The sequence below is a fragment of the Streptomyces sp. SA15 genome (genome assembly GCF_002291145.1).
Lineage (GTDB): Bacteria > Actinomycetota > Actinomycetes > Streptomycetales > Streptomycetaceae > Streptomyces.
In genome coordinates this window covers 38290-53324 of record NZ_NTGE01000195.1, presented here as the reverse complement: position 1 = coordinate 53324, position 15035 = coordinate 38290, and the positions used below count along the sequence as shown (strand labels likewise).

Here is a 15035-nt window from a genome sequence, read left to right as displayed (position 1 = left end):
CGGGGGGCCTTAGGGCCCCGCGGCTCACCCGCAAGCTCTTCTGTTCGGAACTCCTGGCTCATCGGATCCACGGTCTTCGGCAGACTGCCCCGAAGCGGCCCGATCGCGAGCTGTGGAGGCAGATACGCTAGGGCGCATATTGGTTCATCGGGGACCGGATGTGCTGCGCCGGACGCAGCACCGATCGGTCGCCGGAGGAGGTCGGTGGATCGTGCAGGCGACGGCAAAGGCCCCGCGGGGTTTCCGGAGCATCACCAAGAACATGGGGCTCAAAGACCTCGAGGACGACTTCGCGGTGGTCGTCTCCGAGGTGCCTGCCCGGTCGGCGGCGGTGTTCACCCGGTCCCGCTTCGCGGGCCCGAGCGTCGTGCTCAGCCGTGACGCGGCGCCCCAACAGCGCGCCCGCGGCATGGTCGTCCTCTCACGCAACGCCAACGTGGCCACCGGCCGCATCGGCGCGGAGAACGCCGCCGAGATGCGCCGGCGGGTCGCCGAGATCGTCGGGATCGACCCCGAGGAGCTGGTGATCGGCTCCACCGGCGTGATCGGCCGCCCGTACCCCATGGAGGACATCCGCTCGGGCCTGTCCACCCTGGCCTGGCCGTTCCCCGAGGCGGACTACGCGGCGGCCGCCAAGGCGATCATGACCACCGACACCCGCGCCAAATACGTCAGCGCGCCCTGCGGTGACGCCGTCGTCACGGGTATCGCCAAGGGCGTCGGCATGATCGAGCCGAACATGGCCACCCTGCTGACCTTCTTCTTCACCGACGCGGACATCCCCGCCGCCGAACTCGACGCCGTCTTCCGGCGAGTGATGGACCGTACGTTCAACGCGCTGAGCATCGACACGGACACGTCGACCAGTGACACCGCCGCGATCTTCGCCAACGGCCTCGCGGGCCCGGTGGACCTCGCCGACTTCGAGCGGGCCCTGTACGACGTGGCCCTGCACCTCGTGCGCGACATCGCCTCCGACGGCGAGGGCGCCAGCAAGCTCATCGAGGTGCACGTCACCGGGGCTCGGGACGAGGCCCAGGCCAAGCGGGTGGGCAAGAGCGTGGTCAACTCCCCCCTGGTCAAGACCGCCGTGCACGGCGCCGACCCCAACTGGGGCCGGGTCGCGATGGCCATCGGCAAGCTCGACGACGAGACCGACATCGAGCCGCACCGCGTCCGCATCCAGTACGACGACCTCCTGATGCACCCGGAGGAGCCGAGCGACGAGTTGCTGGAGCAGGCCGCGCGGTACCTCGCCGGTGACGAGATCGTCATCCGCGTCGATCTCGGCATCGCCGACGGCGCCTTCACCGTCTACGGCTGCGACCTCACCGAGGGGTACGTCAAGATCAACGCCGACTACACCACCTGACCCGCCCACCGGCCGCGCACGAGCCGTTCACCGCCCGTCGGCCCCGTCCCGCACCCGGCGTACCGCCGCCTCGAACAGGGACCAGGGGTCGGCGGGCTCCAGTTCGCCACCGGCCGCCCGGAGCACCAGCTCCGTGAAGCAGGCGGCGTAGAACCGCCCCCGCTCCTCGGTGCCCGTCTCCTTCTCCAGACGGCGGATCACCCCCTGCTGCAGGCCCCCGCCGTGGTGCACGGCGATCTTCCTGCGCCAGGCGATGGGCTCGGCGAGCCGGGTGCCCATCGCGGCCCGCAGATGGTACTTCTCGCGTCCCTCCCTGACCTTGCACTCGGGCGCGGTCTCCAGGGCGACCCGCATCACGGGCCAGGACCAGAACGGGTGGTGCGTGGCGGTTCCGTACGCCAGCGGCATCCGGTTGGACAGCTCGTTGCTGTACCGGGTGCGGTCGACGGCGGTGAGGACCTGCTCGATCAGTTCGTCCCGGTGGTCGTACGGCCGGTAGAGGCCCGCGTTGATCAGATCGCTCCCGTATCCCGTCAGCAGCACCCGGTCCTCGGGGATCGCCCCGAGCCGCTGCACCGTTGTGGCCGTCAGCGCCACCTCGACCACCTCGGGCTCGGTCACGCCCAGCCAGCGGACGGCCTCCGGGATGGACGCCACGATCTGGTCCTCGGTCAGCTGCACGGGCTCCAGACCGATGCCCAGCTCCGCGCACAACTCGGCGGCGTCCGCCAGCTCGTCGCCCCAGGGAGTGCCCACGCTGTACGGGGTGACGGACAGCCCCGACGTCGCCGCCAGGTACGTCACCGTCCCGGAGTCGATGCCGCCCGACAGCAGGGTGGCGTAGCGGGTCCCGTCGGGCGTGGCCCTGTCGATCCGTTCGATCTCCGCCGTCAGCGCCTCGATCTGGGCCTCTCCGGCGGCGAGCGGGTCGTCCCGGTGGGGCGCGCGAAAGCCGGCGAGAGGGTCGTACTCGTCGCTCGCGTCGGTCAGCCATGTCCCGCCCCGCCGCCGCGTCCTGGTCAGGACGCCGTACGGCAGTCGGCTGACGCCGAGCAGCGGCGTGTCCGTCGCGTGGACGGGGGGCGTGCGCGTGATCTCGACGGACCTGCCGAGAGCGGGCAGGACGAGCGGGGCGAGGAGGAGGTCCGTGAAGTAGACGAACAGGCCCCGCAGCCGGTTCACCGCGTAGTAGACCGGATCCTCGTTGAGCGGGGAGACGCGGACGGTGACCGTCTCCGGCTCGACGCGCAGGAAGGAGCGATGGTCCTCGTGCCGTGCGTCCTGATGGAGGGTCAGGCTCCGTACGTCCAGGGCGAAGGGCCCGTCGGGGAGTACGGCGTCGTCGGGTCCCCGATAGTAGGCGTGCAGGCCGTCGAGGTCGGCGCTTCGGGCGAGCGGGGCCAGGTCCGGTATCGGCGTGTTGCCGACCACGCACCACTTGCTCAGCGGAGTCATGTGGTTCAGACCTTTCCGATGACGCGGCGCATGCGTTGCTGGGCCTCGCCCGCCGAGAACGCGGTGCGGTGCGAGCGCTTGCCCTCGTCCCGGACCCGCTGAAGACCCTCGACGAACGGGCCGTTGACCCGGGAACGGGTCGACTGGACGGCGGCCCTGGTGTACGAGGCGATGCGCCGGGCGTGGTCCAGGGCTCGCTCCAGCAGCTCGTCGGGGTCAGTGACCTCGTGGAGCAGCCGGTCGGCGAGGGCCCGCTCGGCGGGCCATTCGGCGCAGGTGTAGAGCATCTCCTGCATGACGCCGCGGCCCACCACGGTCTCCAGCATGTAACCGCCGAAGTTGCAGGCGATGCCGACCCGGAACTCGGGCATGACCAGCGTCGCGGCCCGGCTGCCGATGCGCAGGTCGCAACAGAGGGCGATCTGCAGGCCGACTCCGATGGCATAGCCGTCGATGGCCGCCACGACGGGCTTCGATATCCCGGCGATGGTGCTGTAGAGGTCCGTGATGTCGTCGATCCAGGCGTCGACCTCGTCGCCACCGGAGAACTCCGAGACCTCGTGGAAGTCCCCGCCGGCCCCGAAGGAGCGGCCGGCACCGCCGTACAGGACGATCGACGCCACGTCGTCGTCGGCGTCCAGCGTGTGCATCAGCGCGCTCAGTTCGCGCATCCGCGCCCGGCTGAACGGGTTCTGCTCGTGCGCCTGCGAGAACTCCACCCGAGCGACCCCGCCCGGCAGGATCTCGCATTCCATGCTCGCCGTCACGGCGTCGGTGGTTGACATCGTGTTCTCCCGAATTCTTGTTGTTCGTGTGCGAAGCGGTGTACGGAACGGTCGTGCGGCGGCGCGGAGCCGGGTCAGTAGACCGGGAGGCTGGGGTCGATCCGGTTCGCCCAGGCCACGACTCCGCCTTCCAGGTGGACGGCATCGGCGTACCCGGCCCGCCGCGCCACGGCGAGGACGTCGAGCGTGCGGACGCCGGTCCGGCAGTAGAAGACGGGCCGCAGGTCCCGGCGCAGGCCGGCCAGGGCCTCCCCGCTCAGCCACTGCCCCATGGGCACCAGCCGTGCGCCGGGGATGCGGACGATGTCCCACTCGTAGGGCTCGCGGATGTCGATGAGGTCGATCGCGTCGCCCCGGTCGAGCATCTCCTTGAGCTGCTCGGGCGTGACGGCGAAGCCGGACGGCTCGGGCGCGGGCGAGGTGCCGTCGCCGGGGCTCACAGCTCGCCCCGTGCCGGGTAGTCGTGTTCGTTGACCCAGCGGATGGTCTCCACGACCTCGTCGAGGTGCGGCCGCAGGAAAGGCAGGGTGCCCAGCACCGACGCGTACAGCGTGCCGTCCGGGCGGACGATGAACAGGCCGGGCTCGCTGAACTCGTTCGGCTGGCCTTCCTTGATGGCCTTGGAGCGGTACAGCCCCCATTCCCGCATCGACTCGGGGCTCAGCCCGTAACCGAGGGGGACGCGGCTGATCTCCCACTCGTCGACGGCCCGCCGGGCCCGGGCCTCGTCGTCCCCGCTCACCGCGAGGACGGAGGTCACGCCGACCTCGGTCAGGCTGTCGACGAGGGAGTCGAGCTGGGTCACGTACGCCTTGCACATCGGGCAGTGCACGCCCCGGTAGAAGACCACCAGGCTGAAACGGTCGGGGCGCTGCTCGGCGAGCACCCAGCGGCCGCCGTCGGCCAGCGGAACGTCGAGGGCGGGCACGGGCTGGCGGGGCTTGAGCATGTCGGCTCCTGTGGAGATGGGCGCCTGCGGAGGGGTGCCTGTGGAGGTGGGCGGGAGTGGGCTCGGGGCTACGGGGTGTCGGAGAGGGTCAGCTGGCCGCGGAAGAGGACGCGGGTGCCGCCGGGGCTGATGGCGGTCCGGCCGTGCAGGGTCCGCTGGTTGTCGATGATCAGCAGGTCGCCGACCTCCCACCGGTGGGTGTACGCGTACCGCTCGGACCGGAGGAAGGTGTCCAGCTCGGCGAAGAACCGGTCGGACAGCCCGGGTTCCATGCCCTTGACCCGCACGTCCCAGGAGCGGGGGGTGACGTCGGGCGGAAAGGCGGTCGCCAGGTTCAGGGACCTGACGCGGCCGTAGTCGCGGGTGGCGGGGATCGCGTACCAGTCCTCGGGGACCGTCGGGAAGTACCCGCGCTCCGTGACCAGGTACTCGATCTCGTACTCGTCCAGCACGCGGCGCAGATGCCCGGGCATCTCCTGCCAGGCGGTGAGCTGGTCGCTGACGTACGTCTCACCGGAGCCGGGGGCGTCGGAGAACTCCGCCGCGTACAGGATGATCAGGTCCACCCGCGACCCCACCAGCAGACCGTCCGTGTGCAGCGGCAGCGGGCCGCGGCCGGTGACGATCTTGCCCTCCTCGCGGGAGGCGTTGAGCTTGAGCAGATCGGCCTGGCCCTCGCCGAACCTGTGGTCCGCGGTGTCGCCCAGCGAGCGGACCAGCAGTTTGAAGGCGTCCTCGTCCAGCGTCAGGCCCCGGACGAGGGCGCATCCGCGGTGCAGCGCGGCCTGCTTGGCCCGCTGGGCGAGTTCCGGGATGGAGCCGTCGGAGCCGTCCGAGCTCCACGGTATGAGTGCCCCCATGCCGGACGGGGTCAACGTCTGGAGGCTGCCGTTCACGGACACGGGCTGTCCCTCTCTAGGTGTGTCTGGGCGTCTGGGCGTCTGTGTGGGTGATGCCTGCTGTGGTGGAACAGAGGGACGGTCAGAGCAGCGTCGCGATCTGGGCCTCCAGCCGCGCCACCGTCACCGGTTCCGAGAACAGCTGCTCGACGTCGAGGTCGACGTCGAAGGTGTCCTCCAGCGCGGACAGGATCTGGATCAGTGCGGCCGAGTTGACGCCGAGGCCGACCAGATCGAGCTGCTGCCCGGACTCGGGCACCGCGTAGCCGCGGGCCTTCAGCTCCTCGACGATGGCGGTACGCACCATGGCGTCGGTCATCGGGTCTCCCCCTCCTCGATGGCGTCTGTGACGCGCCGCACGTTGTCCCCCTCGAACACATCGAAGTGCCCGCCGGTCAGCGGCGCCGACGCCTCGACGCGGGCGACTTCGCTCCAGGCCCCGGCGTCGGGCTCGGCCGGGCCGTCCACGGCCCTGAACTCCACGACCGGTACGGGCGCGGGAGTCGGTTCCCAGTCGCGCAGCAGCGTCATGTTCTGCCGGTACACCTCGAACCGGCCGCGCAGCGCCGGGTCCGTGGCGGCCTCCTCGGCCTCGACCTGTACGCCGCTGGTCTCCCGGACGTCCCGGAGGAAACCGTCGAGTGACGGCTCGAAGGGCTCGTCGCCGCCCCCTCGGGCGGCAGCGGAGACCGGGGTGTCCACGACCACCACCCGGCGCACCGGGGTACCGCAGATCCGGGCGGCCTCGAAGGCCAGGGCCCCGCCGAACGACCAGCCGGCGAAGACGTGCGGCACGCCGTCGGACAGGGACCCGGCGGGGAGCTGTTCGAGACAGCGGCGGGCGAGCGCGGCCAGGGTGGGGCGTCCGCCCGGCGTTTCGCCGGGCACCACGACCGACGTTCCGCCCGACGCTTCGCCCCGCATGTCGCGCAGTGGACCGTCGAAGCCGATGACATGGACGTCGACGTCGCCGGTCAGCGCTCGGATCAGGCCGTGGTAACAGGACACTCCGCCGCCCACCGGTGGGAAGAGGACCAGCCGTAGCCCGGGTGTGCCGCTCGCGCGCGGCCGGTACGTCCACACGCCCCGGCTGCCCGAGGTGCGCGCCCCTTGGCACAGCGCGGCCAGGCCGGTCACGGTCGGGTCCGCCATGAACGCGCCGAACGGCACGTCGTAGCCGAACCTGCCGCGCAGCAGCGACAGCAGCCGGATCGCGTCGTACGAACCGCCGCCGGCCTCGAAGAAGCTCTCCGCGCCCGGGGGGTCGCCCAGCACCTCCTGCCAGCACAGCGCCACTTCACGGCCGTGCAGGTCCAGGGCCCGGGGGGCCGGCGTGTCCGTGGCGGTGGCCTCGTCGAGCGGCAGGGTCTCCAGACGGCGCCGGTCGACCTTTCCGTTGGAGGTCAGGGGGATCGAATCCAGCTCGATGAGCGCGTCCGGGACCATGTACGGCGGCAGTGCGTCCCGGAGCGCGGTGTGGGCGTCCTGTCGCCAGGTGGCCGGGGCGTCCGCCGCCAGGGTCACGCAGCCGACGAGCCGCTTGCGGCGGGCCTCGCCGCGGACGCTGACCGCGCAGCGCAGTACGCCGGGCGCGTGCTGCAGGACGTGCTCTATCTCGCCCAGCTCCACCCGGTGCCCGTTGAGCTTGACCTGGGTGTCGGTGCGGCCGAGGAACTCCACGACGCCGCCCGGGTGACGGCGGCCGCGGTCCCCGGTGCGGTACATCCGGCCGAAGACGGGATCGTCGAGGAAGGCGGCCCGGGTCTTGTCCGGGTCGTTCGCGTAGCCGTCCGCCACGCCCGCTCCGGCGATGTGGATGGCGCCGATGTGCCAGTCCGGGCACTCCCGGCCGTCGGCGTCCAGCACCAGGATCTGTTGGCCGGGCATGGCCTTGCCGTAGGGGATGGAGCGGCCCGTGCGGTCGGCCTCGTCGATCCGGTGCCAGATGGACCAGATGGAGCCTTCGGTGGCCCCGCCCAGGCTGATGACCTCCGCGTCGGGCGCGAGACGTCCGAGGGCGGCCGGCAAAGAGAGCGGTATCCAGTCGCCGCTCAGCAGGAAGGCCCGCACGGTCGGCGTGGCCGTCCGCTCCTCGGCCAGCAGCGAGGCCAGTGCCGGGGCCGAGTTCCACACCGTCACGCCGTGTGCCGCGATGAGTTCCGTCCATGCCGCGGGGTTCCTGGCGGTCTCCTCCGACAGCATCACCACGGAGCCACCGCACAGCAGCGGCCCGAAGACGTCGTACACCGAGAGGTCGAAACCCAGGGAGGAGACCGAGAGCACGCGGTCGTCCGGACCGAGGCCGAGCCGGTCGTTCACCGCGTCGATGGTGTTGAGGACGGCCGGGTGCGAGATGACGACACCCTTGGGCTCGCCGGTCGAACCCGAGGTGAAGATGATGTACGCCGTGGTGTCGCCGCCGTCACCGGAGCGGGCCACCCGCGCGCCCGGGGCCGGAAGGGCGAGCGGTGTCACACCGCGGTCGCGCCAGCGGTCGTCGGCGGCCTGCCGCCCCTCGGTGACCGCGAACCGTACGCCGCCGCGCCGCGCGATGCTGTCCAGACGTCCGTCCGGCGTCCCGTGATCGAGGGGGATGTAGACGCACCCGGCGAGCAGGCTGCCGAGGACGGCGACGACCTGTCCCCGCCCGCGCGGCAGTTGGACGGCGACCCGGTCCCCGGCACGCGCGCCCGTGGCGAGCAGCAGGTCCGCGAGCGCGGAGGCGTGGGTGACCAGTTCGCCGTAGGTGAGGCTGCCGTGTGCGTCGTGCACGGCGGGCGCCTCGGGGGTGTCGGCGGCGCGGAGCAGCACCCGCTCATGCAGCGTGCCGCCCGCCGTGCCGCCCACCATGCCGTCCGCGCGGCCCGGTACCGACCGCGGGGCGGCCGGGGCCTGTTGCCGCACCGGCGGCGTGTCCGTGGTGCGTCCGGGGACGCGGGTCCAGCGCTCGTCGTCGGCGGCTAGTGCCCCGGCAGGCAACGTTTGCCCGTCAAGGAGCGCCCGCCGCGCAGCGGCCGAAGACCGCAGTCGGTGCGTGCTCTCGGCGTGCCGGCCGGAAGGCTCCGTCGATGGACCGGACGTACTTGGGCTTTCGGCCGGTGCGGCGAGAGTACGTGCCGGGCGTCGCGACGGGACGAACGTTGCCTGCCGGGGCGCTAGTTCCAGGACGAAGGCCGTGTACTGGTCCGCGAAGTCCTCGACGAACCCGGCGTCGAAGGCGTCGGTGCGCCAGTCGAAGCCCAGCCGGACGCGTCCGTCCGATTCCAGGAACACCTGGTGGTCGAGCAGCACTTGAGGCACCCTCAGCTGGACGTCGTCCCAGCGCCGCCGGAGACCGAGGGCCTCCTCACCCCGCCCGTCCGCTTCCAGCGCCGTGAAGGTGAGGGGGTACGGCAGCCGGCGGGGATCGGCACCGGGGTCGCCGAGCCGCGCGATCTCCGCTCCGCCGAGCGAGCCGTGCACGGCCTGCCCCAGGAAGCGGCTCTGCACGGTCCGGGCGAGTTCCAGGAAGCTCCGCCCGGTCGACGCGGGAACCTCCAGCGGCATCGTGGTGCCGTCGTTGCCGAGCGTGCCGTACGTCAACGGGTGCACGCGCCGCGAGTACAACACGGTGAGCGTGTGGGCGGCCTGGCCTGCGGTCCGGCCGAGCAGGGCGCCGTAGGCCGCGAGGTAGACCATCGGGGGCGTCAGCCCGTACTCGCGCGCCGTCTTGGCGACCTGCTCCGCCACAGCCGCCTCCACGGTGACCGTGCGGTGTGACACACCGGGGCCGGCCTGCCGCCAGTTGGGCCGCAGCGGCAGCTCCGCGGCGTCGGCGAGGGTCGCGGCACGCTCGCGCCAGAACCGGCGGTCCCGTGCGGAGCGGTCCCGGCGGCCCGCCCGCGCCGGAGTCCGTACGGCCGTCTGTGTGTCCGGGGTGCCCTCGAGGCCCGGGGTGCCGCGGTCCGCGACGAGTCCGGCGAGGAACAGGTCGAGCGACGCCGCGTCCATGAGCCACAGGGCGTAGCAGAGGTGCAGCCGCGCACGGTGTTCCGAGGCCACCACGACCACCTGGCACTGCGGCCATCCGGCGAAGGCGAAGGCGTCGGAGGTGAACGTGCGGCGCTGTGAGTCGTTGGCGGCGTCGAACTCCGCGTCGGCGACCCGGCGGACCTCGACCCCGGTCCGCCGGGCGGCGTCCTCGGGCAGCACGGCCAGCGACAGGTCGGCGGAGGCGCTCACCCGCAGGATGCCGTTGGCGCGTACCAGCCGCTTGAGCCGGTCGTCGATTCCGGGCACGCACGCCGGGTCGAGATCGCACGCCAGGTAGTACCGCGCGGGTCCGCGCAGTTCGAGCCCTTCCTGGTCACCGACGAGGTAGGCGCGCTGGATGGGGCTCAGTGACTCGGTGGGGCAACGGTCGGAGGGTGCTTCGGTCGGAGGACGGTCGGAGGGTGACTCGGTCCTCGAACAGTCGGAGGGTGCTTCGGTCGCGGTCTCGGCCATCTCAGAAGACGATCTCTTTCACTTCGTCGCGGCTCAGGAAGGCGCTCGGGCTGAAGGTCGGCCCATAGGCGCCGACACCCGAGAACATCAGCGCGTCGCCGACATCCACGGCGGGCAGGAGGACGTCCTGGGCGAGCACGTCCAGCTGTGAACACAAGGGGCCCGTCACGACCGCGGGGCTCAGGGCACCGGGGTCCTTCGGGTCCACCGCCCGCACCAGGGGTTCGCCGCGGCCCGCTCCGGCGACGAGCCGACTGGCGATCATGACGTGGTTCATCCCGGCGTCGACGAGGACGTACCGCCGGCTGTCGATGGTCTTCACATCCAGTACGGACGTCAGCAGCACACCGGCCGGGCCGACGATCGACCGGCCGTACTCGCAGACCACGGTGGCCGATCCGAGAGGACCGTCCGCTGTCGGGCCGGGGCCGGGTCCGTCGGAGCGCAGTCCCTCCCAGTCCACGGCGGTGTCGCGGTCGCACCAGGGCATCGCGATGCCCCCGCCGACGGACACGAAGTCAAGACTCAGTCCGAACTCGTCCGCGAGGCTCGCGGCCCGGTCCAGCGCCGCGTTCCTGGCCGCGCGGATGACCTCGGCGTCGGAGTACTGCGAGCCCCAGAACAGTTGCAGACCGCTCAGCGACAGGGGCGAGGCGCGCAGCACGCGCACCACCTCGGCGGTGTCCCCGGCAAAGACGCCGAACTGGTTCGGCGAGGGGGCCGCGCCGGACGTCCTGCCCGGATAGGGGGTGTTGACCCGGATGACGGCCCGGCCGCCGACCCCGAGCCGGCGCGCCGTCTCGGCGAACAGCACGGCCTGGCGCGGCGACTCGACCGTCACGGCCACCCCGCCCGCCAGCGCGGCCGCGGCCTCCCCGGCCGACTTCGCCGGGCCCGTGAACAGCAGCTTCTCCGGCGGCATCCCCGCGTTCAGCGCGGTCTCCAGCTCGCCCAGGGAGCACACGTCGAAGCCGTCCACCAGCGACGCCAGGGCGGTCACGACGCCGGGGTGCGGGTTCGCCTTCAGCGAGTAGTAGATCTCGGCGCCGGGTACCGAGGCCGCCCGCACCCGGTCGACGGCCTGGCGCAGGGCGGCGCGGCTGTACGCGTACACCGGCGTGCCCCCGGCCCGGTGCATGAGGAGCCGGGCCTGGTGAGGGGCGAGCTCGACTGTCGGGAGCATTCCCAGGGGGTCACCGAGGCGGGCGGCGGGAGCGGCAGTAGAAGCGAGTCCGGCGGCGGGAGCGAGTCCGGCGGCAGAAGCGAGCCCGGCTCCGGAAGCGTGTTCAGTCCGCACAGGACGTCCTCCCCGCCTCCTGCAGCGCCGCGAGCACCTCGCTGTGCAGCCGGTCGATGACATCCGTACGGTCCATGGCGATCCCCCGCCTGTAGTAGTACGTCAGCGCCATCTCGGACGCCGATACCTGCAGTTCGCCCTGCAACTGGTAGCGCAGCGTCCGCCCCAGCGACCTCGGCTGCCACGCACCGAGGTCGCGGGGCCTGAGCCCGCGCCGTTTGGGGTGCTGGTTGAACAGCACCGTGGACAGCGGAAAGCGGTCGGCCCCGGCCAACCCGAGCTCCTCGATCCGCTGGTCGAACTCCCATGCGCTGCTCGCCGTGCCGACCCGCAGCTGCTCGGCGTAGGCCGACGCCCGGTCCGGCAGCGACACCGCGTCGGGGCCGCGTACGACGAGCTGGCTCATGAACATCCCGGCGGTCGCGGCTGCCACCTCGTCGCGCACCTGCACGGGGACGACGATCGACAGCCGGTCCAGTCCGAACGTCCGGGAGACGGCCAGGTCGAAGGCGGCCAGGACGACCGGGAAGACGGAGACACCCGTGGCCACCGCGATCCGATGGGCTGCCCGGGAACAGGTCACGCCGAACGGGCGCGACACCAGTTCGCCGACGCGGGCGTCGTCGCCCGTCGCCTCCGGCAGCGTGATCTGTTCGGCGTCCCGCAGGAAGGTGCGCCAGTAGGCGGCGGCGGGCGCGGGCCGGTCCGGGCGCCGCGTCGCCCGGCAGTAGACGCGGTATCCGGAGGGCGGCGGGGCGTCGTCGAGCGCGGAGCCCTGGAGCGCCGAGCGCAGCTCGCCCGCGATCAGGTCCATGCTCAGGCCGTCGAGGAAGAGGTGGTGCGCGACCAGGACGACGGACGTGATGCCGTCGCCGGGGACCACGACGACCCTCATGGGCGGCGGGGCCGCGGGGTCGATCAGCTGTGCCACGGCCTCGGCGCGGGCCTGCTGAACCCGTGCGCGGTGCTCACCGGGACCGGGGGTCTCGTGGACGGTGACCGGGCAGCGTACGGCGTCGGGCTCGGAGTGGACCTGCTGCGACCAGTCGGGGGTGAGCGAGAGCCGGAGCACGTCGTGGCGTCGGGTCAGCAGGTCGGCGGCCGCCCGCACCTCGTCGGTCGTGAGCGCCCGGTCGATCCGGATCTCGCGGGAGAGGTTGCACCAGTTGGCGTTGCCGTCCGCCATGCAGATGGCCATGTAGGCCACCTGACGGGTCGACAGGGGGACGACATGCTCGCCGACGTGCTCGTCGGCCGCCGGGCGGTCTCTGCCGGGCGCGGCCCGGCGGCCCTCGCTCGTGTGCCCGTCGGACTCGGCACCGGACCCCTGCCCGGTGCCACCGGTGATACCGCCGCGCTCGATCGCCCGCGCCAGCGACGCCACATCGCGATGGGCGAAGCACTCCTGCACCGAAAGGACGGTCCCGAAGCGCTGCTCGACCTTCCCGACGAAGTCCATCATGTCCAGGGACGACAGCCCCGCGTCCACGAACGACGTCGCGTCCGGTGCCGCCCCCACGGCTGCCGGGTCCTCGCGAAGTCCGAGCAACCCGAGCAGCACATCGGTGACGGTGGCACCCGGGTCGGGTGGCGGCGCGCCCCCGGTGCCCGACGACTGCTCGACGGACGTGGCCAGGGCGACCCGGTCGACCTTGCCGCTGCGAAGCAGCGGCAGCTCCCGGCGCGGATGGACCGCCGGAACCGGCAGCCCGTGCCGCTTGGCGACATCGCGGACCTGCTCGCTCAGCGTCTCCTCCTGGCCCGGCTGAAGCCGTGCCGCGGCGACGAAGGCGTGCGGCCCCTGACGGTCGACGACGACGCACTGGTCCACGCCGACGAGTTCCTCGACGTCGTCGACGAAGCGGTGGTAGGCGACGCGCCTGCCGGAGACCTTCAGGTCGTCGCCCAGCCGGCCCACGACCATCAACTCGCCGCCCTCGGTACGGCGCCCGATGTCACCGGTGCGCAGTGGGGTGGGCATCGGGTCGACACGGAACGTGCCCGGCGCCCCTCCCGCCCCGTCCGCGAGTGTCCCGAGCGCCGGGGCCGACGAGGCGACGAGCACCTCTCCGTGGCCGTCCGCGTCGGGCCGGTCGATCTCCACCGACACACCGGGCCTGGGCCGCCCGACGGGCACCCCGAACGCCGCGCCGCCCGCTGCCTCTGCGCCGGCCCGCCCCACCCGGACCCCACGCCGGAACAGCTGGGCCAGCGTCCCCTCGGTCATCCCGTAGAGGTTGACGAACTCGGCACCCGGCGCGAGCTCGCTCCACTGCTCGACCACCCGCGCCGGAAGCACCTCCCCCGCGAAGAACCCCAGGCGCAGGGCGTCCAGCCGGACGGACTCGGCCCGCAGCGCGTCCCCGACCCGGCGGGCGAGGGACGGTACGAGGAAGGCGAGCGTCGCCCGCGACCGGGCGAGGTGGGCGCCGAGCGTACGCGGGTCCAGCTGGGCGTCGACCTCGGGCAGGCACAGCGTGCCGCCGGCCGTCAGCACCCCCAGCAGCTCCCGCAGCGACGGGTCGAAGTTCACGCGTGTGACGGCGGCGCAGACGTCCCTCTCGCCGAAGGCGAACTCCTCGGTGAACCAGGACAGGAACGCGTGCAGGCCCCTGCGGCTGCCCACGATCGCCTTCGGCGCCCCGGTCGACCCCGATGTGGGGATGAGATAACCGGCGTCCATGTCCTGGTGCCGCCGGGCGGGCGGCGGTTGCCGCCGGTGCCATGGGGCGGTGGTGAGGACGACGCGTCCGGTCGCGGCGTCCAGGACCAGCTCATGGAGGTCGCCGTCACCGGCCCGCCCGCGGTAGTGCGCCACGGCGGAGACATCGCTGGTCAGGATGGCCGACGGCCGTGCGATGCGCTCGGCCCACGCGTACCGGTCGGGTGCCAGCCCGGCGTCCGTGGGCACCGGCACCGCACCCGCGCGCAGGCACGCCAGCAGCCCCACGACGTAGGCGGGACACAGCGGCCCCAGGAGCAGGACGTGCGTCCCGGGCGCCCCGGCCTCGACCAGAGTGCCGGTCAGTTCGTCGACGCGGGTGGCGAGTTCGGCGTACGTGAGGGTCTCGCCGCGCCACTCGACGGCGGGGCGCCCGCTCGGTGGGAGGTCCAGCAGCCGTCCCAGGGCGTCCGGTGCTTCCACGGTGGCCGTCATGCGGTCGGGGCGGCCGTGGCGGTCGGTGGCTGGAGCACCAGCTTCGCCAGCCGCAGCCGGTCGGTCTCGGCGCTGTCGGCCAGTGCCTCGGCCAGGCTGTCCGTGCCGCCCTTGCGCTGGTTCAGCCGGAAGCAGGACTTGAACTCCAGGTCGAGCAGCCGGAAGCCGACGATGTTCTTCAGGTACCCCTCGCTCAGGTTCTCCGGTATCTCCGCGAGCGTCCAGGTCGAGCCCGCGACCGCCTTCTTCTGCAGCCGGTCGATCAGCACGACGACGTCCTCGCGGGTGCGGGCGGCGTCGCTGAGTTCCAGCCGGCCGGAGATCTCCACGGCGCAGTACAGCCAGGTCGGGATGCGGCTGCGGGTGCCGAACCACTCGGCGGGCACGAAGGTGTCCGGCCCCAGAACGGTGACGGTGGCCGGAGGTCCCGCCGCGAACGCCTCCGCCATGTCGTTGGCCCGGGCGACGTGTCCGGCGACGAACAGCTCGCCGTCCTCGGTCTCGCGCAGATCGAGAGGCAGGGGAGAGGTGTGGATGCGGCCGTCGTGGAAGGTGGCGAGGACGCCGAACGACTTCTCTTGTACGAAGTCGCACATCAGGGGCAGGGGAACACTGAAGTGCTCTCGGGTGTACATG

General features: G+C 72.3%; 11 protein-coding genes. 1 reads left to right on the top strand and 10 read right to left on the bottom strand.

Features of this window, described 5'->3' with window-relative positions; all coding sequences use genetic code 11:
- Window positions 1-208 precede the first annotated feature (208 nt).
- Window positions 209-1372: a bifunctional glutamate N-acetyltransferase/amino-acid acetyltransferase ArgJ gene (argJ, locus tag CLM62_RS41390; RefSeq protein WP_218835668.1), complete on the top strand. Its 1164-nt coding sequence runs from the start codon at window positions 209-211 to the stop codon at window positions 1370-1372.
- A 27-nt stretch (window positions 1373-1399) separates the two neighbouring features.
- Here the strand turns inward: argJ and CLM62_RS41385 are convergent, their stop codons facing one another.
- From CLM62_RS41385 to CLM62_RS41340, 10 genes are all read right to left on the bottom strand, one after another.
- Entirely contained in the window at window positions 1400-2827 is a 1428-nt protein-coding gene (locus tag CLM62_RS41385) for an asparagine synthase-related protein (protein WP_095755032.1), read from the bottom strand.
- 5 nt (window positions 2828-2832) lie between these two features.
- Complete coding sequence (locus CLM62_RS41380) at window positions 2833-3612, bottom strand: enoyl-CoA hydratase/isomerase family protein (RefSeq protein WP_095755031.1); 780 nt, start codon at window positions 3610-3612, stop codon at window positions 2833-2835.
- A gap of 74 nt (window positions 3613-3686) precedes the next feature.
- Window positions 3687-4052: a rhodanese-like domain-containing protein gene (locus tag CLM62_RS41375; RefSeq protein WP_218835666.1), complete on the bottom strand. Its 366-nt coding sequence runs from the start codon at window positions 4050-4052 to the stop codon at window positions 3687-3689.
- Window positions 4049-4561 carry a peroxiredoxin-like family protein gene (locus tag CLM62_RS41370; RefSeq protein ID WP_095755030.1) on the bottom strand — a complete coding sequence of 171 codons (513 nt, stop codon included), beginning with the start codon at window positions 4559-4561 and terminating at the stop codon, window positions 4049-4051. The genes CLM62_RS41375 and CLM62_RS41370 overlap by 4 nt, the downstream gene beginning before the upstream one ends.
- 68 nt (window positions 4562-4629) lie before the next feature.
- Entirely contained in the window at window positions 4630-5421 is a 792-nt protein-coding gene (locus CLM62_RS41365) for a TauD/TfdA family dioxygenase (protein ID WP_095755117.1), read from the bottom strand.
- 121 nt (window positions 5422-5542) lie between these two features.
- Window positions 5543-5779 (bottom strand): acyl carrier protein, encoded by a 237-nt coding sequence (locus tag CLM62_RS41360; RefSeq protein ID WP_095755029.1) that lies wholly within the window; start codon window positions 5777-5779, stop codon window positions 5543-5545.
- On the bottom strand, window positions 5776-9945 hold the full coding sequence (locus CLM62_RS41355) for a non-ribosomal peptide synthetase (RefSeq protein ID WP_095755028.1): 4170 nt from the start codon (window positions 9943-9945) through the stop codon (window positions 5776-5778). Before CLM62_RS41355 ends, CLM62_RS41360 begins: the two co-directional genes overlap by 4 nt.
- Window position 9946: 1 nt before the next feature.
- Window positions 9947-11128 carry an alanine racemase gene (locus tag CLM62_RS41350; protein ID WP_107483863.1) on the bottom strand — a complete coding sequence of 394 codons (1182 nt, stop codon included), beginning with the start codon at window positions 11126-11128 and terminating at the stop codon, window positions 9947-9949.
- A 103-nt stretch (window positions 11129-11231) separates the two neighbouring features.
- Window positions 11232-14399, bottom strand: a complete 3168-nt coding sequence (locus CLM62_RS41345; RefSeq protein ID WP_095755026.1) for an AMP-binding protein — start codon at window positions 14397-14399, stop codon at window positions 11232-11234.
- Window positions 14396-15034, bottom strand: a complete 639-nt coding sequence (locus tag CLM62_RS41340) for an FMN-binding negative transcriptional regulator (RefSeq protein ID WP_095755025.1) — start codon at window positions 15032-15034, stop codon at window positions 14396-14398. Before CLM62_RS41340 ends, CLM62_RS41345 begins: the two co-directional genes overlap by 4 nt.
- Window position 15035 lies beyond the last annotated feature (1 nt).